At 37.4% G+C, this 25,960-nt stretch carries 28 protein-coding genes; all 28 read right to left on the bottom strand.

Annotated features, from left to right (window positions below; translation table 11 throughout):
* Nucleotides 1-29 precede the first annotated feature (29 nt).
* The 28 genes from B5V89_RS11975 to prfA all read right to left on the bottom strand — a co-directional run bounded on the left by B5V89_RS11975 (nucleotide 30) and on the right by prfA (nucleotide 25,821).
* Entirely contained in the window at nucleotides 30-791 is a 762-nt protein-coding gene (locus B5V89_RS11975; protein WP_066231185.1) for a TPM domain-containing protein, read from the bottom strand.
* A complete protein-coding gene (locus B5V89_RS11970) occupies nucleotides 788-1,366 on the bottom strand; it encodes a LemA family protein (RefSeq protein ID WP_066231182.1) in 579 nt (192 codons plus the stop codon). The genes B5V89_RS11975 and B5V89_RS11970 overlap by 4 nt, the downstream gene beginning before the upstream one ends.
* Before the next feature lie 168 nt (nucleotides 1,367-1,534).
* The gene (gene murA / locus B5V89_RS11965; protein ID WP_066231178.1) at nucleotides 1,535-2,845 is read right to left on the bottom strand and encodes a UDP-N-acetylglucosamine 1-carboxyvinyltransferase; all 1,311 of its coding nucleotides are present in this window, start codon (nucleotides 2,843-2,845) and stop codon (nucleotides 1,535-1,537) included.
* A gap of 32 nt (nucleotides 2,846-2,877) precedes the next feature.
* The gene (locus B5V89_RS11960) at nucleotides 2,878-3,621 is read right to left on the bottom strand and encodes a YwmB family TATA-box binding protein (protein WP_108072193.1); all 744 of its coding nucleotides are present in this window, start codon (nucleotides 3,619-3,621) and stop codon (nucleotides 2,878-2,880) included.
* Between the two features lie 235 nt (nucleotides 3,622-3,856).
* Entirely contained in the window at nucleotides 3,857-4,090 is a 234-nt protein-coding gene (locus tag B5V89_RS11955) for a DUF1146 family protein (protein ID WP_066231172.1), read from the bottom strand.
* A 92-nt stretch (nucleotides 4,091-4,182) separates the two neighbouring features.
* A complete protein-coding gene (locus tag B5V89_RS11950; protein ID WP_066231169.1) occupies nucleotides 4,183-4,587 on the bottom strand; it encodes a F0F1 ATP synthase subunit epsilon in 405 nt (134 codons plus the stop codon).
* A gap of 23 nt (nucleotides 4,588-4,610) precedes the next feature.
* Nucleotides 4,611-6,032: a F0F1 ATP synthase subunit beta gene (gene atpD / locus B5V89_RS11945; RefSeq protein WP_066231167.1), complete on the bottom strand. Its 1,422-nt coding sequence runs from the start codon at nucleotides 6,030-6,032 to the stop codon at nucleotides 4,611-4,613.
* 90 nt (nucleotides 6,033-6,122) lie between these two features.
* Nucleotides 6,123-6,980, bottom strand: a complete 858-nt coding sequence (locus tag B5V89_RS11940) for a F0F1 ATP synthase subunit gamma (protein WP_066231166.1) — start codon at nucleotides 6,978-6,980, stop codon at nucleotides 6,123-6,125.
* A gap of 99 nt (nucleotides 6,981-7,079) precedes the next feature.
* Nucleotides 7,080-8,588 carry a F0F1 ATP synthase subunit alpha gene (gene atpA / locus B5V89_RS11935; RefSeq protein WP_108072192.1) on the bottom strand — a complete coding sequence of 503 codons (1,509 nt, stop codon included), beginning with the start codon at nucleotides 8,586-8,588 and terminating at the stop codon, nucleotides 7,080-7,082.
* 23 nt (nucleotides 8,589-8,611) lie between these two features.
* Nucleotides 8,612-9,148: a F0F1 ATP synthase subunit delta gene (locus B5V89_RS11930; RefSeq protein WP_066231159.1), complete on the bottom strand. Its 537-nt coding sequence runs from the start codon at nucleotides 9,146-9,148 to the stop codon at nucleotides 8,612-8,614.
* Entirely contained in the window at nucleotides 9,145-9,675 is a 531-nt protein-coding gene (gene atpF / locus B5V89_RS11925) for a F0F1 ATP synthase subunit B (protein ID WP_066231155.1), read from the bottom strand. The genes B5V89_RS11930 and atpF overlap by 4 nt, the downstream gene beginning before the upstream one ends.
* 190 nt (nucleotides 9,676-9,865) lie before the next feature.
* Nucleotides 9,866-10,084 (bottom strand): F0F1 ATP synthase subunit C, encoded by a 219-nt coding sequence (gene atpE, locus B5V89_RS11920; RefSeq protein ID WP_058005271.1) that lies wholly within the window; start codon nucleotides 10,082-10,084, stop codon nucleotides 9,866-9,868.
* A gap of 75 nt (nucleotides 10,085-10,159) precedes the next feature.
* Nucleotides 10,160-10,873: a F0F1 ATP synthase subunit A gene (gene atpB, locus B5V89_RS11915; RefSeq protein WP_108072190.1), complete on the bottom strand. Its 714-nt coding sequence runs from the start codon at nucleotides 10,871-10,873 to the stop codon at nucleotides 10,160-10,162.
* Between the two features lie 21 nt (nucleotides 10,874-10,894).
* On the bottom strand, nucleotides 10,895-11,272 hold the full coding sequence (locus B5V89_RS11910) for an ATP synthase subunit I (RefSeq protein ID WP_066231150.1): 378 nt from the start codon (nucleotides 11,270-11,272) through the stop codon (nucleotides 10,895-10,897).
* Between the two features lie 483 nt (nucleotides 11,273-11,755).
* Nucleotides 11,756-13,993 carry a S8 family serine peptidase gene (locus B5V89_RS11905; RefSeq protein ID WP_108072188.1) on the bottom strand — a complete coding sequence of 746 codons (2,238 nt, stop codon included), beginning with the start codon at nucleotides 13,991-13,993 and terminating at the stop codon, nucleotides 11,756-11,758.
* 101 nt (nucleotides 13,994-14,094) lie between these two features.
* Nucleotides 14,095-15,243: a non-hydrolyzing UDP-N-acetylglucosamine 2-epimerase gene (gene wecB, locus B5V89_RS11900; RefSeq protein WP_107920568.1), complete on the bottom strand. Its 1,149-nt coding sequence runs from the start codon at nucleotides 15,241-15,243 to the stop codon at nucleotides 14,095-14,097.
* A gap of 25 nt (nucleotides 15,244-15,268) precedes the next feature.
* On the bottom strand, nucleotides 15,269-15,898 hold the full coding sequence (upp, locus tag B5V89_RS11895) for a uracil phosphoribosyltransferase (protein ID WP_066231139.1): 630 nt from the start codon (nucleotides 15,896-15,898) through the stop codon (nucleotides 15,269-15,271).
* A 119-nt stretch (nucleotides 15,899-16,017) separates the two neighbouring features.
* The gene (glyA, locus tag B5V89_RS11890) at nucleotides 16,018-17,259 is read right to left on the bottom strand and encodes a serine hydroxymethyltransferase (protein ID WP_066231136.1); all 1,242 of its coding nucleotides are present in this window, start codon (nucleotides 17,257-17,259) and stop codon (nucleotides 16,018-16,020) included.
* Nucleotides 17,260-17,413: 154 nt separating this feature from the next.
* The gene (locus B5V89_RS11885; protein ID WP_108072187.1) at nucleotides 17,414-17,992 is read right to left on the bottom strand and encodes a TIGR01440 family protein; all 579 of its coding nucleotides are present in this window, start codon (nucleotides 17,990-17,992) and stop codon (nucleotides 17,414-17,416) included.
* 36 nt (nucleotides 17,993-18,028) lie between these two features.
* Nucleotides 18,029-18,475, bottom strand: a complete 447-nt coding sequence (rpiB, locus tag B5V89_RS11880; protein WP_107920567.1) for a ribose 5-phosphate isomerase B — start codon at nucleotides 18,473-18,475, stop codon at nucleotides 18,029-18,031.
* Between the two features lie 101 nt (nucleotides 18,476-18,576).
* On the bottom strand, nucleotides 18,577-19,860 hold the full coding sequence (locus B5V89_RS11875) for a methyl-accepting chemotaxis protein (protein ID WP_108072185.1): 1,284 nt from the start codon (nucleotides 19,858-19,860) through the stop codon (nucleotides 18,577-18,579).
* A gap of 27 nt (nucleotides 19,861-19,887) precedes the next feature.
* Nucleotides 19,888-20,331, bottom strand: coding sequence for a low molecular weight protein arginine phosphatase (locus tag B5V89_RS11870; RefSeq protein WP_084347762.1), 444 nt, complete (start codon nucleotides 20,329-20,331; stop codon nucleotides 19,888-19,890).
* 159 nt (nucleotides 20,332-20,490) lie between these two features.
* Nucleotides 20,491-21,042, bottom strand: coding sequence for a manganese efflux pump MntP (locus B5V89_RS11865; RefSeq protein ID WP_066233613.1), 552 nt, complete (start codon nucleotides 21,040-21,042; stop codon nucleotides 20,491-20,493).
* 98 nt (nucleotides 21,043-21,140) lie between these two features.
* The gene (locus B5V89_RS11860; RefSeq protein ID WP_108072184.1) at nucleotides 21,141-22,199 is read right to left on the bottom strand and encodes an L-threonylcarbamoyladenylate synthase; all 1,059 of its coding nucleotides are present in this window, start codon (nucleotides 22,197-22,199) and stop codon (nucleotides 21,141-21,143) included.
* 222 nt (nucleotides 22,200-22,421) lie between these two features.
* A complete protein-coding gene (locus B5V89_RS11855; RefSeq protein ID WP_108072182.1) occupies nucleotides 22,422-22,862 on the bottom strand; it encodes a GNAT family N-acetyltransferase in 441 nt (146 codons plus the stop codon).
* Between the two features lie 115 nt (nucleotides 22,863-22,977).
* Entirely contained in the window at nucleotides 22,978-23,703 is a 726-nt protein-coding gene (gene spoIIR / locus B5V89_RS11850; protein ID WP_108072181.1) for a stage II sporulation protein R, read from the bottom strand.
* 178 nt (nucleotides 23,704-23,881) lie between these two features.
* Entirely contained in the window at nucleotides 23,882-24,751 is an 870-nt protein-coding gene (gene prmC / locus B5V89_RS11845) for a peptide chain release factor N(5)-glutamine methyltransferase (protein WP_066235097.1), read from the bottom strand.
* Nucleotides 24,751-25,821: a peptide chain release factor 1 gene (gene prfA, locus B5V89_RS11840; RefSeq protein ID WP_066235102.1), complete on the bottom strand. Its 1,071-nt coding sequence runs from the start codon at nucleotides 25,819-25,821 to the stop codon at nucleotides 24,751-24,753. Before prfA ends, prmC begins: the two co-directional genes overlap by 1 nt.
* Between the last annotated feature and the right edge of the window lie 139 nt (nucleotides 25,822-25,960).

The following is a 25,960-nucleotide window of genomic DNA, read 5'->3' as shown; positions in this document are numbered from 1 at the left end:
TTTGTAATTAACAAATCCAATTCTGCCTTTTACCAGTTTCGGCTGGCTCCGCCTCCACCGGAGGAGCCTCCGCCGCCTCCACGATTTCCACCACTTCCTCCTCCGCCATTTCTCAAAATAGAGGAAAGGAGATTGATTAACACATATGTGAGTGCACCACCGAAAAATTTCATATCGATAATAATTAATATGATGATTCCAATGGCTATTAATATCACTTTCCAAGTAGAAAAAGAGGATTCTTGTTGATAAGGTTCTGCCTTTGCAACATCCTTAATATTATATTCATTTGCCACTTCATTTAAAAGCTGTTTATACGTATTAACAATAGCTAGGTCTGCTTTATTATCTTTTAAATATGGCAACGCATATCGATCAAGGATTCTGCCTACTTTACCATCTGGTAAAGCACCCTCTAGTCCGTATCCAACTTCTACTCTAATCTTCCTATCTTCCTTCTTTTTCCCTATAACTAAGAGTAACAACACGCCGTTATTTAACTCTTTGTTACCTAGCTTAAACTTCCTAAAAGCAGCATTTGCATAGGATTCGATATCTTGGCCGTTAAGAGTAGAAACGGTTAATACGGCTACTTGGGCTTTTGTTTGATCATCGACCTGTCGTCCAAGGTTAATTAACTCTGCCTTTTCTTCCTGTGTTAATACATTTGCAGTGTCTTGAACATATATATCCCCGGTTGGATTAGGTATTTCCGCACTGGCGATTCTTCCTAACAAACTTATTGCTAATACGGCAACAATAGATATGCTAAGAAGGGTCTTTCTAATCATTGACCATTCCCCTCAAAGTCAACTTTAGGAGCTTCCTCAGCCCCATTCTGAGCTTTAAAGTATTGCTTCTGATCAAACCCAAACATACCTGCCATCATCGACCCAGGGAATCGTTTGACCTTTTTATTGTACTGGGCGACTTCATCATTATAATCCTTTCGAGCCACAGCTATACGATTTTCAGTACCTGCCAGCTCATCCATTAGTTGTTGGAAGTTTTGGTTCGCTTTTAAATCTGGATATTTTTCAACTACTACAAGAAGTCGACTTAATGCACCCGAAAGGTTATCATTTGCTGCTGCTTGGTCTTCCGGCGTTTTAGCACCAGCAAGCTTAGCACGAGCATCTGAGACATCTTTAATAACTTCCTTTTCATGTGAGGCATAACCTTTTACAGTGTTTACAAGGTTAGGAATTAAATCAACTCTTCTTTGAAGTTGTGTGTCAATATTTGAATACTTTTGATTAACATTCTCTTCTGCGGAAACAAACCCATTATAGCTTGAAACTGCCGCAATAACACAAATAGCTATAACAACGATGATACTTATTAAGATAATACTTCCCTTTTTCATCTTCTCACTCCTCTTATATGTATACCGATTTGGATAAAAAAAGCCTCTACAAATTAATCATTAATCAAATGTCTGCCGATTATAACATAAAATTAATAATATATTTGGTCCTATAATTATTTTACACAATAAAAAAACCCAAACAATGAATTTGGGCTTTTTTTGTGATTAAAGTTGTTCGGAAAGAAATTCTTTTCTATTTGTTGTTGTAACTTCTACTTCATCATTGACTCTTTCGATATCCGCGCCTAATGATGCTAATTTTTGATGGAAATTCAAATAACCTCTATCCAAATGTTTTAATTCAGTTACTCTCGTATAGCCATCTGCTCTTAATCCAGCAATGATTAAGGCTGCTGCTGCTCGAAGATCAGTAGCAGATACTTCTGCACCTTGAAGCTGACAAGGTCCATTAATAATAACAGATCGACCTTCGATTTTTATATCTGAATTCATTCGACGGAATTCTTCAACATGCATAAATCTATTTTCAAAAACCGTTTCCGTTATCATACCTGTACCTTCTGCGACAACTAGTAGAGACATCATTTGTGATTGCATATCAGTCGGGAAACCAGGATGAGGCATTGTCTTAATATCAACTGCTTTAAGCTTTTCAGGACCAATTACACGAAGACCTTGTTCTTCTTCAATGATCGTTACGCCCATTTCCTCAAGCTTAGCAATCAGCGATGTTAAATGTTCAGGAACAGCACCTTTTACAAGTACATTGCCACCAGTAATAGCAGCGGCAATCATAAATGTACCAGCTTCTATTCTGTCCGGTATGATTGTGTGATCAGCGGCATATAGACGTTCCACACCTTCGATACGAATCGTACCTGTTCCTGCACCCTTTACTGATGCACCCATTTTATTTAAGTAATTAGCTAAATCTACGATTTCTGGTTCCTTTGCACAGTTTTCAATTGTTGATGTTCCTTCTGCCAAAGTTGCAGCCATCATAATATTTTGTGTTGCGCCAACACTAGGGAAGTCTAAATAAATTTTCGCACCTTTTAAGCGACCTTCCGTTTCGGCTTCGATAAAGCCATTCCCGACTTTTACCTTTGCTCCCATTGCCTCAAAGCCTTTTAAATGTAAGTCGATTGGTCTTGAGCCAATCGCACAACCACCAGGTAATGCAACACGTGCTCTTCCCATTCTTGCTAATAGCGGTCCCATAACAAGGACAGAAGCACGCATTTTTCTTACATATTCAAATGGAGCTTCAATTAACAACTCTCTTGATGCATCTACAGATATTTTATTTTCTTGAAACGTTACATCAGCATTTAAATATCGTAACACTTCACCAATTGTATATACATCGGAGAGTGATGGTACATCACGAATAATACTTCTTCCTTCACTAGCTAACAATGATGCAGCGATAACAGGCAGTACAGCATTTTTTGCACCTTCAACTTGAACTGTACCGTTTAGCCGTTTTCCGCCGCGGACGATGATTTTTTCCAAAAGTATTCCCCTCCGCGTCCATTTTCTCTATATTAATATTCAATCGTTATGATAGGTGTGCCAATTACAAAGCTCGTATTGGCGCCCATTCCAGTTTTTCGTAAGCCAATTTGCAGATTCATTCGGTTATCTTTTGTTGGGACTGATTGCATAAACTCCGATGAATATGCAGAAATAGAAACAAAATCTTTTTCTTTTAACGCCTCTTTTTCATTTGCATGTAAGCTTGTCAATATTTGACTTACTTCAGACAATAAAACCTTATCCATTTTATCACTGAATTCGCCTTTTATACAAGAGAAAAACACTGGTTTCTTACTGTAAAGAGCATCCAATTTTACACCTATTGTTTTATTCACATTGAGCGCAATTTGGCTATTCCAATGAATACCTTTTACCTCATATATTAAATACGAAGTATATTGATTATTTGTAGGGGTCGACAAAAGTTTTATTGATTCGACAATATTTTTTTTACTTGATAAGCCTTCTGCTTGCCACTGCCCTTTTTCTTCCCTCACATCCCACTTCAGTTGAGGAAATTGCTCTTTTAATAAGTCTACCTGCTTTAACCAATCATTTTTTGAAGAAATATTTATTGATTCTCTTGTATATAGAGACCATTCAGAAATTTGTCCGTGTTCACGTTTTATTTCTTTGACCAGCATGTCTAAATCAGTAGTAAAATTTGCTAATACCGTTCTATTCCCAATAGTTACACAAAACAAACTAAAAAAAATTGATATTGTTAACAGATATAGTACGCTTTTTTTCATTTGGATTTCCCCTCTCCTTAGTTAAAGTCTTTACCAGTACGGAAGACTACATACTTAGGAAAAGTCGTCATCTTTTGACAATCGAAATGAAAATAAAACAAATAATCTGCCCTTTTATTTAGACGTTATAAATTAAAGAAAGTAACAAATTCCACATACAAAATTAATCATAATCAATATTTATTCAATATGATACAGGAAAGATAGGCCAATTATTACAAAATGATGACAAATTTTAAAATAAAAGTGGAATCTGTTTTGACCATAACAGATAATCTAAGAAGAAGTTACTAATTGCGGATCCAATTGCGATGGTAATTAAAACATAAAGTAATCTTGCCTGTATAACACGATTAGGTTTTAATAATTTTTCAAAGTTTAGTGCTCCAAGTGCCCAAAATGTTAAAACGATAAAAAACAAATGTGAGATTATACTGAGCAACGCTTGTTGTCCAAATTCCGGAACCATATGTATCTCTCCTTTCCAGATAGAAAAAGTTGTAACATATTTATTTAAAAACACCTTCTGACGGCTAAATCAGAAGGTGTTTTAAGCATATTTTAGAAACGGTGTTCGAAAACATTAATACGATTTATTGCTCGTCTTAATGCTAACTCCGCACGCACTCGATCTACTTCAGGTTGGTTTGATTGAATTCGACCTTCTGCACGAGACTTCGCTTCTTTTGCACGCTCTATGTCAATGCTTTCTGCCTTTTCAGCTGATTGAGCTAAAATGGTTACTTGCTCTGGACGTACTTCAAGAAAACCACCGCTAACTGCTACAAGCTCAGTGTTATTGCCGTTTTTTAGTCGTACAGCACCTATTTGAAGTGGTGCCACCATTGGAATATGTCCCGGCAAAATACCCAATTCACCACTTTGGGCTTTTGTACTTACCATTTCAACATTTGAATCATACACTGGGCCGTCTGGAGTGACAATACTGACTTTTAATGTCTTCATTTTGCGATCCTCCTGGTCCCTTATTATACCTCTACGCCCATCTCTTTAGCTTGTTTGATAACATCATCGATTGAACCAACAAGACGGAATGCATCTTCTGGAAGATGGTCATATTTTCCTTCTAATACCTCTTTAAATCCTCTTACAGTTTCTTTTACAGGAACATATGAACCTTTTTGACCTGTAAATTGTTCTGCAACGTGGAAGTTTTGTGATAAGAAGAATTGAATACGACGTGCACGTGCAACGATTAATTTATCGTCGTCACTAAGTTCGTCCATTCCTAAGATGGCAATAATATCTTGTAATTCTCGGTAACGTTGCAATGTTTGTTGTACTTGGCGTGCAACATTGTAATGCTCTTCACCAACAATTTCAGGTGAAAGTGCACGCGATGTTGATGCAAGAGGATCCACTGCAGGGTAAATACCCATTTCCGAAAGTTTACGCTCTAAGTTTGTTGTTGCATCTAAGTGAGCAAACGTCGTTGCTGGAGCCGGATCTGTATAGTCATCGGCAGGAACGTAGATTGCTTGGATAGATGTTACAGAACCTACATTTGTAGATGTAATACGTTCTTGTAATTGACCCATTTCAGTTGCAAGTGTTGGTTGGTAACCAACGGCAGAAGGCATACGACCTAATAAGGCAGACACCTCTGAACCAGCTTGTGTAAAGCGGAAAATATTATCGATAAATAAAAGAACATCTTGACCTTGAACATCACGGAAATATTCAGCCATCGTTAAGCCTGTTAATGCTACACGCATACGAGCACCAGGCGGTTCATTCATTTGACCAAAAACCATTGCTGTTTTCTTAATAACACCTGAATCAGTCATTTCCCAATATAGGTCATTTCCTTCACGTGTACGTTCACCAACACCGGCAAATACAGAAATACCACCATGTTCTTGTGCGATATTGTTAATAAGTTCCTGAATTAATACCGTTTTACCTACACCGGCACCACCGAATAGACCAATCTTACCACCTTTAATATATGGTGCAAGTAAGTCTACTACTTTAATTCCTGTTTCAAGAATTTCAACCTCAGTTGAAAGTTGCTCAAATGATGGTGCAGACCGATGAATTGGGTCACGACGTACATCTGCAGGAATTTCATCATTTAAATCGATCGTGTCACCTAATACGTTAAAAACACGACCAAGTGTTACGTCACCTACAGGAACAGAAATAGGTGCCCCACTATCAATTACTTCCATACCACGTTGAACCCCATCAGTAGAGTCCATCGCAATTGTACGAACGGAATCATCACCTAGGTGAAGAGCAACTTCTAAAGTTAAATCAATATCAACTTCAGTCGCAGTTTGAGCTTTATATTGAATTTTTAACGAATTATAAATATCTGGAAGTTGACCGTTTTCAAACTTGACGTCAACAACCGGACCCATTACTTGAAGAACGCGTCCAGTGTTCATCCTTTTCCCTCCTATCTTGCATTAAAGAAAGACTTAGGTGCTATAAATTTTCCCTAAGCTTCTTGTATTCAATTGGTATGCTAATACAATCTATTCAAGCGCTGCAGCTCCACCAACAATTTCAGTAATCTCCTGAGTAATTGCAGCTTGGCGTGCACGGTTATAAGAAAGTGTTAACGAATCAATCAGTTCTTTCGCGTTATCTGTTGCACTCTTCATCGCAGTCATTCTGGCTGCGTGCTCACTTGCTTTACCATCTAATAATGCTCCATAAATAAGGCTTTCAGCGTATTGAGGAAGCAATGTTTCTAAAATATCCTCTGCAGAAGGCTCAAATTCATAAGAAATAAGCTTATTAGATGAAGTAATATCCGTTAGCGGCAACAGTTTTTTCTCCGTTACTTCTTGACTGATTGCATTTACAAAATGGTTGTAGTACATGTAAAGTTCATCATACGTACCATCAGCAAACATACTTACTGTTTTATTCGTGATTTTCACAATATCTGCAAATGAAGGATGATCGGGAAGTCCAATAACATCTAATACGACATTCATATTACGATTTCTAAAATAATCGGCGCCGACACGGCCAATCGCAACAATGACATATTCATCATCTGAACGATGTCTTTCACGAATTTTATTATGAACTAACTTTAACACGCTGCTGTTATAAGCTCCTGCTAATCCACGATCAGATGTAATGACTAAATAACAAGTTTTTTTAACAGGGCGTGTTTCAAGCATTGGATGACTTGCATCTTTACTGCCTAATGCGATGCTGGCAACAACCTCTTGAATCTTCTCCATATATGGAACGAAAGATTTTGCATTCATTTCTGCTCTATTTAATGCAGATGCAGAAACCATTTGCATCGCTTTTGTAATTTGACTAGTTTTTTTCGTCGAATTAATACGAGATTTTAAATCACGTAAGGATGCCACTATTTCTCACCACCCTTGTTTTTAAGTAGGCCTCACCCTTTAGGACAATTGCTAAAAGGGAGCGAAGGCCTTCATTATTACCTTTATTAGGAAAAAACATTATTCTGATTTAGAGAATGTTTTCTTAAATTCATTGATAGCTGAAGCCATATCTTCATCAGCCGGAAGTCCACCAGTTGTACGAATTTGGCCAAGAAGTTCGGCACGATTTGCATCTAACCAAGTGTAGAATTCTAATTCGAAACGAACAATATCCTGAACTGGAATATCATCTAAGAACCCTTTTGTTAAAGCATAAAGAATCATTACTTGTTTCTCTACTTTAATTGGCTTATTCAAATCTTGCTTCAATACTTCAACAGTACGTTGTCCACGAGCTAATTTAGCTTGTGTTGTTTGATCAAGGTCAGATCCGAATTGTGCAAATGATTCAAGCTCACGGAATGAAGCAAGGTCAAGACGTAGTGTACCTGATACCTTTTTCATTGCTTTAATTTGAGCTGATCCCCCTACACGGGATACAGAAAGACCTGCATTGATCGCCGGACGCACACCTGAGAAGAATAAGTCTGATTGTAAGAAAATCTGACCATCTGTAATAGAAATTACGTTTGTTGGAATATAAGCAGAAATATCGCCTGCTTGTGTTTCAACGAATGGTAGAGCTGTTATCGAACCGCCGCCTAAGTCATCGTTTAACTTAGCTGCACGCTCCAATAAACGAGAATGTAAGTAGAATACATCACCAGGATATGCCTCACGACCTGGAGGACGACGTAATAGCAAGGAAAGCTCACGATATGCAGCAGCTTGTTTCGATAAATCATCATAGATGATTAAAACGTGCTTGCCATTGTACATAAATTCCTCTGCCATTGTTACACCTGTATAAGGTGCAAGGTACAATAATGGTGATGGTTGTGCAGCAGAAGCCGTAACAACGATTGTATAATCCAATGCACCATGTTTACGAAGTGTTTCTACAGTACTTCTAACAGTTGATTCTTTTTGTCCGATTGCAACGTAAATACAAATCATATCTTGGTCTTGTTGATTAATAATTGCATCGATTGCTACAGTTGTTTTACCAGTTTGACGGTCACCAATGATTAACTCACGTTGACCACGACCAATTGGCACAAGTGCATCGATCGCTTTAATCCCTGTTTGTAGTGGTTCATGTACAGATTTACGAGCCATTACACCAGGTGCTTTCTTTTCAATTGGGCGAGTTTTTGCAGTGTTGATTGGCCCAAGACCATCAACAGGCTGTCCTAATGAATTGACAACACGTCCAATTAACTCCTCACCTACAGGAACTTCCATGATTCTACCAGTACGGCGAACTTCATCGCCTTCACGAATATCAGTATATGGTCCTAAAATAATGATACCTACATTGTTTTCTTCTAAGTTCTGAGCAAGACCCATCACTCCGTTAGAAAACTCTACAAGTTCACCAGACATTGCATTGTCGAGACCATGAGCACGAGCAATACCGTCACCGATTGAAATAACAGTACCAACATCGCTAACCTTCGTTTCAGACTGATAATTTTCAATTTGCTTTTTTATCAGCGCGCTGATTTCTTCAGCTTTAATGCTCATGAATTTCACCCCTCATGTTAAATTTAGCTAATTAAACTGCGTTCTAGACGGTCTAGTTTGCCACGTAGGCTGCCGTCGAATATTTTATTTCCAATTCGAACCTTCACTCCACCGAGTAGATCCGTATCAATGACATTTTCAATATTTAATGAAACTCTGCCAACTTTTTTTGCAAAAACAGATGATATCGCTTCGCTTTCACTTGCGTTTAACGGTCTTGTGGAATATACAATTGCTTCAGCTATTCCGTTATTTAAGTTAGCAAGCTCGATATATTCATCTGCAACACTAGTTATTTCATTCACACGATGGCGCTCAGTTAATAACATTAGTGTATTTACAACTACATTTGAAGCCGAATGAAAAATCTCTTTAATCATGTCAATTTTCTTTTCAGAAGAAAATTTTGGAGATGTTAAAAGATTAATTAATTCAGGATTATCTTTGATAGCTTTTTTTATGGCACGAAGTTCATCTTGAACTTGCTCCAATAGATTTTGTTCTTTGGCTAGCTCAAAAAGCGCGGTAGCATAGCGTTTTGCAACTGCATTGTTACTCATCGTTTTTCTCCTGCCTCTTGAATATAGTCATTAATTAGCTTCTCTTGATCAGCTACAGTTAGTTCTTTCTCAATCACTTTAGAAGCAATTAATACAGATAAGGATGCCACTTGTTCACGTAAAGCAGCTACTGCCAATTCTTTTTGTTGTTCGATTTCTACTTTTGCACTCTCTTTTAAGCGATTTGCTTCCGCACGTGCAGTAGTAATAATTTCTTCACGTTGAAGATCGCCTTGCTTTTTCGCATTTTCAATTAATCCTTGTGCTTCTACACGTGCTTCTTTTAATAATGCACGTTGTTCTTCTAATAGATTGCTTGCTTCTGCACGGCTTTTCTCCGCTGCTTCAATTTCATTTGCAACATGTTCTTCACGTTGCTTCATGATTCCCATTAATGGGCCCCACGCAAACTTTTTAAGTAATGCCAACAATATAATAAACATGAGCAGCTGGAAAATAATATCACCAGTGTTCAAAAATTTATGTCCACCTTCAGCTACTCCAAGTACAAAACTACTTGTTAACACGCTCTATTCACTCCCTTCAAGAGTCAATACCTAAAACAGGTTTTATATAAACAATCTCTTTTAATCTTTAGTAAAATATACTGATTTCACTTGTTACCCATAAGTAAAATCCATAGACTTTTCGCTTGTCGTAACATAAAGCAATGGCGAAGGTTCTATCAGATGATCTTCGCCATTTTGAATGCTAAAACTATTTATTAACAACCATGAACGCGATTACCGCTGCGATAATCGGTAGGGCTTCTACTAACGCAACCCCGATAAACATAGTTGTTTGAAGCATACCACGTGCTTCTGGTTGACGAGCAATCCCCTCAACTGTACGAGATACAATAAGACCGTTACCAATACCTGCACCAAGTGCACCTAAACCGATAGCAATTGCTGCTGCGATTACACCCAAACTCATTATAAAGTTCCTCCTTTAAATGTATAAAAAAATTTTTTATAAAAATAGTTTTTGTCCTATTGGACGAATATTATATTAATGGTCCTGACTCACTTTGTGTGCCATATACACCATTGTTAACATAGTAAAAATAAATGCTTGAATTGTCCCTACAAAGACTGAGAATCCTTGCCATGCAAGCGTTGGAATGATAGCTCCAATCCAACCGCCGGGACCTGACATTGCAAGACCACCAGCTAAAAGTGAAAGTAAAATTTCACCTGCATAGATGTTTCCGTAAAGACGGAGACCTAATGTTAAAGTGTTTGAAAATTCCTCAATAATTTTGAAAGGAACCATAAACGCAAACGGCTCTTTAAAGCCTTTTAAATATCCACCAAACCCTTTTTGTCTAACACCATAAAAATGAGTTAATCCAACAATCATTATCGCTAAAGTTAGTGCGATCGTAGGGTCGGCAGTAGGTGATTTCCACCATAAGTCTCCTTTTATAACTACTGAAAATGGAAGACCTAACATATTGGAAACAAAAATGTACATAATAATCGTTATGCCTAAAACGTGAAAGGCACCACCTGTTTTCCAATCCATGTTACTCTTAATAATTCCTTTAACAAAGTCCATAATCCACTCAAAGAAGTTCTGCATACCTGTAGGTTTCATCGCTAATTTTCTTGTAGATAGTAACGCGATAATAAATACTATTAATGAAGCAACAGTAATCATTAGCACGTTTGCCAAGTTAAAGGTAAGCCCCATAAATTCCCATAACGGCGCTCCGTGTTCCAATCAAATTCACCTCTCTTCCTGCTATTTATGTGATTGTATAATATGATGAATAATAAAATCTATCATAATGACAACATAAGATGTCACTAATCCCAAAATAACACATAAGAAATTAAAATACTCAGGATACTTCGTAGCAATCATAACTGCTAGGACCGCCGCTATCATTCTCGTGACAGTACCGAACGATCGAAAGCTTTTCCCAGTTTCTATTGCTTCACCAAAACGTTTCGTTCTTCTTACCATGAGCCAATGATTATATAAGCTAATTGAAGTACCAAGAATCAAACCTAAAAAGACAGATTGATATTGGGTAAATCCCCAACCTAAAACATAAAGGGATAAAAGATACAGCATATACTTGCGGTGCCTATTAAACATTAGTTGGAGTTCCGGCATGTCTTTCAAATCTCTCCCGAAAAGAAATGTCGGACTGTATGAAGCAAGACTATTATTTACTAGTAATAGTCAAGGAGTAGTCCGATGAAAAAATTAGTGGTTCAGTATTAAAATGAGGATCTACTCAACTACAGCCAAGTATTTCTAAAACACTGGTTAAGTTTTTATGACTAACTACATTTTTGCGTACCTAGCATACTTCAATTCTCACCTTGCATAAGATGAATGGACAAGAGGTTTTTCATTGTGAAAGCATACTGAAAACCCTATCATTCAACACCCTCTGTTAGCATACAATAGGGTATTATCAATGTCAATTGGTTTCTGTGAAAAACCGCACTATCTCAACCATCCACACTAAAATTGTCACAAAATCATCAAATTTTATAAATAATTTGTTTTTCGAAAATTTATAAATTTTATATCAAACTATTTATTATTTACGTCTACTATTTTATCTATTTTATTTATCGCGCACCACATTTATTTTTTTCCATTATCATTTTGCAATAATTTTAGCGAATGTTCTTGGATGTCCTCTTGCCCATTGTTACGCGCAAAAGCTACCGCTACTACTTTGTTCAAATATTTAGGGGCTTTAAATTCAATTTGGTTTTCTTTTAAACCTGGTCCTACTTTCTTCCTTTCTTCAAGAAATCCTATAAATTTTAATGTATCTTCTTCAAATAATGCGATACCAAACTCTTCTGCACCCATCGGTAAATAAACTTCATAACGGAAAGTTTCCGGTGAATCTCCGGGCACTATTGAAAAGCCCATCAACCTCGGAAAACTCGGTTCCTTTTTTATAAATAGAAAAGGAAGATCAATACTTTTGTCTTTTTCAATCAATGAAAGATATCCATCAATCATTTCTTTATTAGTATGGAAGCTTCTTTTAATAAAAGCGGATATTGACAAGGTTCTTTTCTCTCCGGGTTTTAACGTAAATGGCAGCGGAAGTTTCCAATCTATATTTTCATCATACTTTAAAAGTTTAAAATGATAATGCTTTGTTTGATTACTTATATTTGTTATTGTTACTTGCTTTTTGTTTTCGTCAAATTGTTTTGTAAGTATCCCAAACGATAGACTACTTGGTGAAACTAATGTTTCGGTATGTATCGCTTGATCAATATTAATTCTTCCCGCTCCTTGTTCATAAACTTTATACCGATTTCCCTTTTCATCGTGGAGGATTGTTGCCGTGTTCATAATGGAAGATTTAATTTCGGCAGGCCCCCACTCCGGGTGAGCTTGTTTTATTAAAGCAGCCGCACCGGCAATATATGGTGCTGACATACTCGTCCCTTGTAATTCAATATACCTTTTATCGGGAATCGTACTTTTAATTGCCACACCAGGGGCCGTAATATCAGGTTTTATTGACCAATTTACTGTTACGGGACCTCTTGAGCTAAAATCGGCAAGAAGGTCTTTTTCCACTTTATAAATGGTTGAAGCCAAAATAGGAGATTTTTTGGGGATTAAACTTTCCCCATCAACCATGGATATCGAAACTGCAGGGATATCGATTTCACCATCAATTTTCCCTACGAACGGTCCTTTCGTATTATTAAAAATAATCACGCCAACCGCACCTGCGGCTTCTGCATTTTTTACTTTTTTTGAGAACTCTATCTCTCCGCGTTTTATAAGTGCGATTTTACCAGCTACATTTTTCATATCTTTCTTTTTTCCAATTCCGACGTATTGAACTGGATACGTATGGTTTAAGTTCCATTTTACGCTTCCTACAAAAGGGACTAGTTTGATTGGACTTTTTAATTGAACAGCTGACAAATAAGGTACTTTCAGCACAGGGGTTGAGGCTCCAACTGAAATGGCTTTTGAAGATGTCCCCGGAGTTCCTACCGTCCATAGATTTGGACCTGAATTCCCGTTGGATGTAACGGCCACGATCCCTTTTTCAACTGCCTTATTTAATGCAATGCTAATAGGTAAATCCGGACCATTAACATCTGACCCTAAAGAAAGATTAATGATATCAAGTTTACTTTTCACTGTTCTTTCAATTGCCGCCAATATTTGCTCGGTAGTGCCTTTACCACCCGCTCCTAATGCTCGATACGCGTAGATCTTTACATCCGGTGCAACCCCTTTCATCCTTCCGTTTGCACCGATTATGCCGGCCACATGTGTCCCGTGAATGGTTGGTTCACCTTCATGGATCTGTGTCTCAAGCGGATTATTATCCTCATCAACTAGATCGTAGCCACCACTATAATTGGACCTTAAATCCGGATGGGTATAATCAATCCCAGTATCAATGACCCCTACTTTAATTCCCTTCCCTGTCAGACGATTACCTTTGGAATCATAGTAATTTTGTGCTTTTTCCGCCCCAATTAAAGATAATGCAGACGGATTTAGCTTTTCTACACTGTAGGATTGGTTATCATAAGTAGCCGAGATTTTGCGATACATTTGTGATAATTTGAGTAAGTCTTGTCTTGAGCCGACAACGGAAAATCCATTAAACGTTTCGGAAAAAAGATACCTAAGTTTGATTGAAGGATATTTTTTTATATAATTCTCTATTTCTACCTTGTTAGGTGTTCCTTTTGTTGCAAAAATCATAACTACTTTTTCTAAAGGGGAAGGTGGTGGAAGTGAAGGTATGTTCCAAGCCTTAGCCGAAATACTTGGCGAGAAAGTCAAAAAAAACAAGAGTCCAATAAGTAATTGCTGCCGTTTCACTAGAGGAAACCCTCCTTATTACTTTTTTATTAGCTTTTCACGAAAGGGTAAGGTTATGCAGCAAGAGCATTAAAAAACAAGTCGGATTACTCCGCCTTGTTTTAAAGTGGTTTATATGGTTTCGGTTTTTCATTAATATTTTTAAAATAGTATTGAATGGCTTCTACAATACGTTTAGATGCTTGTCCATCACCATATGGATTGGCAGCCTTAGCCATTTTCTCGTAGGATTCTTTATTTGTTAATAATTCTGTAGCAAGTTGATAGATTGTTTCCTCCTCGACTCCTGCTAACTTAAGAGTACCCGCTTCAATTCCTTCCGGACGTTCAGTTGTATCGCGAAGCACAAGAACAGGAACACCAAGTGATGGTGCTTCTTCCTGCACCCCCCCCGAATCAGTCAAAATGAGATAAGCATGACTGGCAAAGTTATGGAAATCAATAACGTCTAGCGGTTCGATAAGATGAATACGAGGATTGCCTCCTAAAACTTCATTGGCAATATCTCGAACAGCAGGATTTAAGTGAACGGGATAGACTACTTGAACTTTCGGATGTTCATCAACTATTCGCTTTACTGCCCGAAACATATTTCTCATCGGTTCCCCGAGATTTTCCCGACGATGTGCAGTAAGCAGGATTAGTTTATCGTCTCCAAGTTTCCCTAAAATCTTATGTTCGTATTCACTTTTAACAGTCGTTTTTAATGCATCTATTGCGGTATTTCCGGTAATAAAGATACTGTCTTTATTTTTATTCTCAGCTAATAAGTTATTAGATGCTTTCTCAGTTGGAGCAAAATGAAGGTCAGCTAAAACCCCTGTCAATTGACGATTCATTTCTTCAGGATATGGCGAGTATTTGTTCCAAGTTCGTAGCCCGGCTTCCACATGACCTACAACTATTTTGTTATAATAAGCGGCTAGACTGGCAACAAAAGTTGTCGTCGTATCACCATGTACTAGAACAATGTCAGGCTTAGCCTCTTTCATTACATGGTCTAGACCTTCTAAACCTTTAGTTGTGATATCTATTAATGATTGGCGATCTTTCATCATATTTAAATCATAATGTGGTTGAATATGAAAAATATCTAAAACTTGGTCTAACATTTGGCGGTGCTGAGCAGTTACCGTAACAATCGGTTCAATACTTTCGGGATACTTTTGTAGTTCAAGAACTAAAGGGGCCATTTTAATCGCTTCCGGCCTCGTTCCAAAAATAGTCATTACTTTTATTGGTCTTTTCATGTCCTCTCTCCCTCTAAGTATCCATTTATTTCGTTCCGAATAAACGATCCCCCGCATCACCTAGACCAGGAACAATGTATCCTTTTTCATTTAATTTTTCATCTAATCCGGCAATGTATATGTCAATATCAGGATGTGCTTCTTTCAGTGCTTCCACACCTTCCGGAGCGGCAATAAGGCACATAAATTTAATGTTTTTCGCACCACGTTTTTTCAAAGAATTAATTGCTTCGACAGCCGATCCCCCTGTTGCTAGCATCGGATCAACGACAATAAAGTCTCTTTCTTCCACATCATTTGGAAGTTTTGCATAATATTCAACAGGTTTTAATGTTTTCGGATCACGATACAAGCCAATATGTCCTACTTTTGCGGCAGGGATTAGCTTCAACACGCCATCGACCATTCCAATTCCGGCACGAAGAATAGGGACAATTCCTATTTTCTTTCCCGATAATATTTTAGACTTCGATACACTTACAGGTGTTTCGATTTCGATATCTTCTAATGGCATATCACGTGTAATTTCATACACCATAAGTGTTGCTACTTCATCAACTAACTCACGGAATTCTTTAGTACCAGTGTTTTTATCACGTATGTACGTTAATTTATGCTGAATAAGCGGATGATCCATCACATGAACATTTCCCATTTTTTTCGCTCCTTAATATATAAAAATTTATTACTACTACAAATTCACCTATCTCATTCTACACGAAAAGGGAGTTCATTCTCAAGGCTAGACCAATTAGAATAAACTCCCTTTATTATTTATTTTTCTTGGTACAATGGAAACTTATTGGTAAGTGCTGATACTCGTGTTCGTGCTTCTGCTAGTTTTTCATCATCTTCATGATTTTTCAATGTGTTTCCAATAATGGATGCAATTTCGTCCATTTCTTCAAGTCCAAAGCCGCGAGAAGTAACAGCAGCTGTACCGATACGAATGCCACTTGTCACAAATGGACTCTCCGGATCAAATGGAATTGTATTTTTATTTACTGTAATACCGATATCATCAAGAACTTTTTCAGCCACTTTTCCAGTTAAACCTAATGAACGGAGGTCGACCAATAATAAATGGTTATCCGTGCCGTCGGATACTAAACTTAACCCTTCTTTTTTCAAAGATTCACCTAGACGTTTGGCATTGTCAATGATTTTTTGTGAATATTCTTTAAAGCTGTCATCCAGAGCTTCCCCAAATGCGACTGCTTTAGCAGCAATTACATGCATTAGTGGGCCGCCTTGAATTCCGGGAAAAATTGATTTATCAATTTTCTTCGCGTATTCTTCTTTACACAAGATCATTCCGCCGCGTGGGCCGCGTAATGTTTTATGTGTAGTAGTTGTAACAAAGTCAGCAAATGGAACTGGGCTTGGATGTAATCCAGAAGCAACCAATCCAGCAATATGAGCCATATCTACCATCAGATACGCTCCAACTTCATCAGCTATTTCACGAAACTTTTTGAAATCTATTACTCTTGGGTAGGCACTAGCACCCGCCACAATCAGTTTTGGTTTATGTTCACGAGCTTTATTTAATACGTCTTCATAATCGATCGTGTGGCTATGTTCATCTACACCATACTCCACAAAATTATACTGTACACCACTAAAGTTAACTGGACTACCATGTGTTAAATGGCCTCCATGGGAAAGATTCATACCTAAAACGGTATCACCTGGCTCAAGAACTGTAAAATAAACAGCCATATTTGCCTGAGCACCTGAATGTGGTTGAACATTGGCGTGTTCTGCACCAAATATTTGCTTAGCACGTTCACGAGCAAGATTTTCAACTACATCTACATATTCACATCCGCCGTAGTACCTGCGACCCGGATATCCTTCTGCATATTTATTCGTTAAAACAGACCCTTGTGCTTCCATTACAGCTTCACTTACAAAATTCTCAGAAGCAATCAATTCAATTTTCGTCCGTTGGCGTTTCAGTTCATCTTGAATCGCTTGATATACTTCTTTATCTTGTCCAGCTATCTTACTCATTTATGTCCCCTCCTGCGTCAACAATTAGTCAAATACCTTCTTATTTTAACATAGTTTTCTTACAGGCAAGTCTAATACTTAACTTTTTTCTGATAATTTTTGCTTACTGAGTGATAACCATCTTAATGATGAACAAAAAAAGAATCCTGATTATTTAGCAGGATTCTTGATTTTCGTTCATCTGATTTTCATAAACGGCTCTAGCCCCGCCAATTAATTTTGGTCGTGTTTTTGCTAGAGTAACATTGGCAGAACCAAGTGTATGATTTTTGACTCTAATTGGTACGGCAACATGTTTTAGATGCATCCCGATAAATGTATTACCAATGTCGATACCCGCATCTGCTTTAATAAACTCGATCACGACAGGATCTTGAAAATGGTGATAAGCATAGGTCGCCATGGCACCACCGGCCGCCCTTACAGGTATGACGGAAACTTCCTCCCATTCATGACGATTCATGAGTTCTCTTTCTATTACTAAACTTCTGTTTAAATGTTCACAGCATTGAAAAGCTAAATGAATCCCATGGTTACGTGCAAAGGCAGTTAACTCATCAAATATGACGGATGCTACTTCCTCACTTCCTGCTGTCCCAATTTTTTCGCCAATCACTTCAGATGTAGAACATCCAATAACTAGAATTTGGCCTTGTTTAAACGTAACTTGGGAGGAAAAGTCATTAATTATTTCCTTCAACTGTTCTTTCCAAAGTAATAGATCTGTAGTCAATCCAATCACCTAACTTATCGTATAATGAACCATTTATTACAAATTCTGTTCTTCGTAATTCGTTAATTTTTCAATTCGACGTGCATGTCTTCCACCTTCGAATTCCGTTGTTAACCACACTTTTGCAATTTCTAATGCAAGTCCAGGACCAATGACTCTTTCACCCATCGCTAGCATATTTGTATCGTTATGCTGACGGGTTGCTTTTGCACTAAATACATCGTGAACGAGAGCACAACGAATTCCTTTCACCTTATTTGCAGAAATACTCATTCCAATTCCTGTACCACAAATGAGGATTCCACGGTCAAATTCGCCATTTGCCACTTTTTGCGCAACAGGGAGAGCATAGTCAGGGTAATCAACTGAACTTTCACAATTACAGCCAAAATCTTGATATTCGATTCCCATTTCCTCTAATAAATTGCGAATTTCTTTGCGAATATGAACGCCGCCATGATCGGATGCCAATGCTACTTTCATTTTTATACCCCCATTTTCTTATTTCCTACCTTTATTTTTACACATAGTACTAAATTTATAAAGTAATCCATATAAGAAAAGCGAAAAGCGCCTTGGTTGTCTTATAATTGAAATTGAGAGATTGTTGCTTTCAACTTGTCAGCATCATCTTTTAACTGACAAACAAGTTGCTCTACATTTTCCATTACAGCTACTTGCCCATTTGTTGCATCCGTTACTTCTTCGGCACCTGCAGATGTTTCTTCAGCGATCGCTGCGACTTCTTGAGATTGTCTAGACGCTAGCTCGACACTTTCCATCTGTTTGTCCACAAGAGTTGAGATGCTCTTTACTTTATCGGCAACAACATGGATCGTATTCGTCATCGTTTCAATCACTTCATTTGTTTTTGCACCTTTTGATGCTTCATAGTTTGCCGTTGATACTTGATCTGTAATTTGTTTGACGACACTATCTACACCGTGTTGAATATTTTGAATTAATTCGGATATTCCTTGTACTGCTTTTGCACTTTCATCGGCTAATTTACGTACTTCTTCTGCTACAACCGCAAACCCTTTACCATGTTCACCTGCACGTGCCGCTTCAATAGAAGCATTAAGAGCAAGTAAGTTCGTTTGCGCTGCAATATCTCCGACTAATAAGATAATTTGCTCCACTTTTTTAGCGTTTTCCTCTAAATCAAGGACAACTTGTAATGATTCTTGATTTTCCTTCGCCAATTTATCAATACCTTGGATCAGCGAACTAACGACTTCTTTACTTTCTTGCAATTCTTTAACCATTTCTACTGAAACCTGCTCTGAGGATTTTGCATTTTCTTGTACTTTATAGGCAATTTGAATAATATCTTCAACAGATTCAGCTGTTGATTGAATTGCGATAGCTGAGCTTTCTGCCCCTGCAGATATTTCATCAATCGTATGTGCAATACTTTCCGCTTGTTCTGTTGCTCTTGTCGTCTTTTCGGAAATTAAGATGACGTTTCCATTTGTTTGTTGGAAATTTTCTTCTATACTATGTACCATCACACGTAAATTCGCTAACATCTGATTAAACGCCATACCGAGTGAGCGTATTTCATCATCTGACTTTGGCAATTCCACATCTAACTGAATGTTTCCTCTACTTGCATCTATTGCTGCGCGCTCTAAACGTTGTAACGGCTTAGTGATAACCCCTGCAACAAAATAAGCTAATAGGCCTGTCCAAAATATTCCTAATAAAAGTGTAATACTATTAAACAACGATTCATCTACATTTGCTGCAAATTTTGAATGAACAATACTAATAAAAAAGAAACTCGTTGAATAAGTGACTAGAGCTAACAGTGTAACAAACAGCACTAATTTTTTCCGCAGACCAAACTTATACCGCTTTTTCATGTTTCGACTCTCCCCTATGTTGTTGATCTATTTTATTTTTTCTATCGCTTTTTCTATTAGATCGGATAATTCAAGAAATGTTGTTCTATACATTTCTACACTTCCCCCAAAAGGATCTCCGACGTCGATATTATCGCCTTTTCCATTTACAAATTCCTTCAATGTAAATGTTTTTTCTTTAGCAAATGGATAGGATTCGATGATTGAAGATTTATGACTCTCTGTCATCGTCAGGATCAGCGTCGCCCATTGGATATCCTCTTCTGTCAACATTTTTGATGTGTGAGAATGTTCAATATTGTTTTCTTCAAGAACAACCATTGCTTGTTGTGAAGCATTGTGACCATCGACGGCAAATATCCCCGCAGATTTAACGGATATGTTTTGCAGCTTTTTATTTTTTAAAATTGCCTCAGCCATCGGGCTACGACACGTATTTCCAGTACAGACGAATAATATATTCAATGATATCCTTCCCTTCAACAATTAACGATTCTAATTATTCTACCATTATTATAGTCTAAAAGACCCTATTTCAATAGTAGGCTTTGTTAAAATAAGTGAAAATTTAAAGACAAGCAATCAAAGAATTGATTGCTTGTCTTTAAATTTCCCATTATTCTTTCATTTTTATAGAGCTACTAGTAGCTTTATACCAAATCCCAATAATACGCAACCACCTAAGGCTTCACTATACGCCCCAATATATCCTTGAAACTTTCTTCCTATAATTAAGCCCGCCCAAGTCAATACTGTTGCTGCAATTCCAAAGCAGAGCAGTACAGCTGCTGTGCGAGCCCCCAAAATTCCAAGTGAGAGCCCCACTGAAAAGCTATCTAAACTAGAGCTTAAGGCAAAAAATATTAATCCCCAACCATATGGTTTAATGATTGTTTTTTCTTCCTTTTTAAGGGTGGAAAAAACCATTTGTAGGCCTAAAACAATTAGGAGGATTCCACCAATATATTGAGCAATTGTTCCAAATGCGTCAGATATAAAATGTCCAGTTAATATTCCTAATAATGGCATGACAACATGAAAGATTCCTATCGTTAAACCAATATAAAAAATTTGCCTGTATCTAAGCTTAATCATCCCCATACCAAGTCCAATTGAAAAAGCATCCATACCTAAGGCAAATGCCATTAACATTAATGTAATTAATTCTGCGATGATTGCCATCATTCTTTTTCCTCCTTCGGACGTGCCTACTGACAACATATGCATGTCCAAAGAAGAATAGAATTTTATTTTGCAAGATTTTGGTCAAGAAAAGAGATTTAATCCACCTTATTTTGACGAACCCAGCGATGTCCCGCTGCTTTTTCCAATCGATTCATAATAGCAAGGCCTATTCCCTCTATTGGAAAAGTTTCTGAAAATATTATATCGACATCTTGATTATTAAATGCACGTAAAGTGTCATAAAGAGTGTGTGCTACCGTTTTTAAGTCCTGACGGCTTCCGCAAGCAATTACAACATCCGCACGATAGTCCTTTTTTGTTTCCTCTGTCGCTATTACCCCTACTTTTAACCCCTCTTTTTGTTTATTGCTCACCAATTCCTGGATATAAGCAAAAGTTCCATCGACTAAATACACTGGTGCATCCGGTGCATAATGAGTGTATTTCATGCCCGGGGATTTCGGACGATCATTTGTATCACTATTTAAAGCCGGATCAACGAGCACTTCACCAATTACCATTTCCATTTGTTCTTTTGATAAGCCGCCCGGACGAAGAATCATCGGTATATCACCTGTACAATCAATTACTGTTGATTCTACTCCCACACCTGTATATCCACCGTCCACAACTCCGGCAATCCTGCCATTCAAATCGTCTAAAACATGTCGTGCTGTTGTCGGACTTGGTCTTCCGGAACGATTGGCACTCGGTGCTGCAATTGGAAGTTTAGTTAATCGAATTAATTCAAGTGCTAGTGGATGATCCGGCATCCTTATTCCTACTGTATCCATCCCAGCTGTCACTTTCTCCGAAAAGATACCCGGTCTACAATTAAATATAATTGTTAAAGGACCTGGCCAAAATTGTTGAATAAGCAATTGGGCTTGTTCGGATATATTTGTCACAAGTTCTTCTAATTGATTTATTTCAGCAATGTGGACAATTAGTGGATTATCACTTGGTCTTCCCTTTGCTTCATATATTTTTGCAACGGCTATATCGGATTTTGCATTTGCACCTAGCCCATAAACCGTTTCTGTCGGAAAGGCAACCACTTCATTTTGCCTTAATAGCTCCGCTGCTTCTTCTAGCTGTGGATTACCCGATAAATTATCCACATAATTATCCACACTCCACTGAATTGTCTTCATAGCTTCCACCTTTTTTCTTTTTTGTTGAAATTCATTCGTTAAAGTAGAGTTTTGTCGAATAAAGACTTATATTATCCTTTTTTAACCCGATAACAACGAACACCAACATTTTTTCTCTTTTGAAAGTATATTAAAAAGTAGAAGTAAACACAAGCATATCCACAATATGTGGATAATTATAATTAAACGGTGGATAACTTCTGGGGAAAATGTGAATATCTTTTACATTACTTTTTCCATAAAAATTACTTGTTGATAGTTTAATAAATGCTTGCCATATCGCGAATTTCCAAATTCCTTTGGAAGATGAGTCCTTTCTATCTTTTCAAAACCAGCCATTCGAAATAACGGAATTGACTTTTCTTTATTTGTCGTTAAATATAGTGTGGATAATTTTTTATTTGACGCTAATTTATACACATGTTGAAAGATTGTGAATAAATCCTCTTCCTTTATAGCCGGATGGATGACCATTGAACGGAGAATGCCAATGTTATTGAGAGGTTCAATTCCTAATGTGGCTTTTAAATTGCCATCAATATCCTCAATGACTATAAAATATTCGATTAGCTTTTCTACTCCTTCAGTACTTATCCCCACTTCATTAAGAAAACTCTTTACCTTTTCTACATCTTTATGTGTCGCCACTCGAATAACCTGCATGCGATCATCCCCTACCATTCATTATTTTTGATAGACTCTACTAAACTTTCCACTATAATCCTTATGATAGAAACAAAAAAATAGAACAAAAAAAGAAGCCGATATTGACTTCTTTTTAAAAGATTTTCTGAAAAAGCTCGACGATAAAGAATTTTACTTTTGCTTGGTCATCTTCCTCTTTTACATAAAGGGGTTTCTTTGCTTCCTTTGTAGTTTCTTTTTCTGTTTCATCTTTGATTTCACGTTCTGATTTTTCTTTTGTCGTCGATTTGCTTTCCTTTTTCTCTATCACTGGTTCCGTCTCTTTTTCTTTCTTTTCATCAAATCCGGGACTTACCGCGACACCATTTGAGAAATCCATGAAGCAAAGCGGAGGATAGAGAACACACCACCAATTGGCTCCCTCCCCTTTACCTAAAGTAATTAAAACCGCCTCGTACTCACCCGCCGGGTATAAAAATTGTCCATAAAGCTTAGTCGGGAATTGAACTTGACCGAATTCTACCTTTACCAATTGCTTACTATTTTCTTCTTGAACTACTTTTAATGCAATCTTTTTGATATCCGGTAAATGGGATTTAATCACTTTTCTAGCATCATCAATTGAATCTAATTTCTCTACCCATTTCGTAATCTCTTGATTTACTTTATCTCGAATTTTCCTTTTTAATGCTTGGTCTTCTTGATTATCACTATTTGCCAGGATCCTCAGACGAACCGCCTCTTTCGGAATGACAATCGCTTCCTCTGCAGCAATTTCCTGTTTCGGTATATATAAACTTAAGATCGTTCCAATCGATAAGATAATAATATAAACTAATGGATAATATTTTTTATTCATTTCCTCTCCCCATCCCTTCACTAACACAGTTTGGACAAGAAAGAGAAATCTTAAACTAGTAAACTTAAAAAAATTAAAAAACAGGTAAACAGCGAAAATAAAATAAGCGGAATTTTTCCGTCTATTTATCATTTTGGGGTGCATAACCTAATCCATAATCACCCAAGCTTGTTTTTCATTAACCTATTTCGCAGAAAACCATTCGGTCTTTGCCATTGATGTCATGAACAATTTCAGTACGACTTTCTGGGAATGTATTATTTAGTAACTCCGCTACTTGCTCACCTTGTCCCATACCAATTTCAAAGCCGATTATTGCTTCATTGTTAATTATTTGTGGAATTTGTTCCATCAGTCTTCGATAATAGTCAAGCCCGTCCTCTCCGCCAAATAATGCTTGATGTGGTTCATGGTCCTTCACCACTTCTGATAGTATATCGAGTTCTCGATCAGGAATATAAGGTGGATTGGATAGAATAATATCTACTTTTTCCTGACTCGCTATGAGTGGCTGAAGTAAATCACCCTGTAAAAAATGAATATCTGCCTCTAAATTCTTGGCGTTTTTTTCTGCAATAGATAGTGCTTCTTTCGATATATCAACAGCTGAAACCGTCAGATCGGGACATTCAAGTTTCATTGTAATGGCGATAATACCACTCCCCGTACCAATATCGACTAGCTTTAATCCTTCTAAATTAGAAGAGTAGGTCTGTTTTATCCGATTAATAGCCCCTAAAACTAGCTCCTCTGTTTCAGGCCTCGGAATTAATACATTAGAATTCACAATAAATTTCCTTCCAAAAAACTCTTCAAAACCGATAATATGCTGAATTGGAATACCTTCAGCATGAGCGAATACTGCCTGTTGAAACGTTTCTTGAATTTGTTGTGAAAGAACCTCATGCATATTTGCCAGCAATTGTGACCGCGTCATCCCTAGGAAATGGCGAAGCAACAGTTCACCTGCATTTGCATCTCGGTTATTTTTTTGTAAAAAAGAAGAAGCCCAGTTAAGAGCTTCAAATATTTTTTCGGTTTGAACCATTAATCATTCACACTTTCAAGTTTATGGGATTGATCTTCTAAAATTAACGCATCAATAATTTCATCTATTTTTCCTTGAAGAATTTGATCAAGCTTTTGTATCGTTAAACCGATACGATGGTCGGTCACACGGTTTTGCGGGAAATTATAAGTACGAATACGTTCGGAACGATCCCCTGTTCCAACTGCAGATTTACGATTCGCATCATACTCTGCTTGTGCTTCTTGTTGGAACTTATCATATACACGTGCACGTAAAACCTTCATCGCTTTTTCTTTATTCTTAATTTGTGACTTTTCATCTTGGCAGGACACGACAGTTCCTGTTGGAATATGTGTTAAACGAACAGCCGACATCGTCGTGTTTACACTTTGCCCACCTGGTCCGCTTGATGCAAAGGTATCAACACGGATATCTTTTTCATGAATTTCTACTTCAACTTCCTCTGCTTCTGGAAGAACTGCTACTGTTGCTGTTGATGTGTGGATACGGCCACCAGATTCTGTTTCCGGAACACGTTGAACACGATGGGCACCATTTTCAAATTTTAATTTTGAAAAGGCTCCTTTCCCGTTGATCATAAAGATAATCTCTTTATACCCACCAACACCTGTCGTACTCGCCTCGATTACTTCAGTTTTCCAGCCTTGTGCTTCGGCAAAGCGGCTGTACATACGGTATAAATCTCCTGCAAATAATGCTGCTTCATCCCCTCCTGCAGCACCGCGGATTTCCATGATAACGTTTTTATCATCATTCGGGTCTTTCGGTAAAAGGAGAATTTTTAATCGTTCTTCGTAGTTTTCAATTTGTTCTTCTAATTCATTGATTTCTTCTTTTACCATTTCTTTCATTTCAGCATCTAATTTTTCTTCAAGCATTGCTTTTGCATCTTTAAACTGTTGTAGGACTTCTTTATATTCACGATACACAGCAACAGTTTCTTGAATATCTGATTGTTCTTTTGAATAATCTCTTAATTTTTTTGTATCATTAATAATTTCGGGATCGCTTAAAAGCTCATTCAACTTCTCATAGCGATCTTCCACCGCTTGCAATCGATCGAACATTGCATTTCACCTCTATAGTTAAAGCTTAAGCAAATTATCGCTCCTGCTTTCCATTTTATCCATAACAGTACTATTATATTATACAGATCCCTTCATAGTAAAGAACTCATTAATTCAAAACTGCCAGATCCGTTTTGGC

Origin of the sequence: Heyndrickxia sporothermodurans, assembly GCF_003055045.1 — a bacterium.
Lineage (GTDB): Bacteria > Bacillota > Bacilli > Bacillales > Bacillaceae_C > Heyndrickxia > Heyndrickxia sporothermodurans.
The sequence above is the reverse complement of the archived record's forward strand: the minus strand, read 5'-3'. Positions and strand labels throughout refer to the sequence as shown.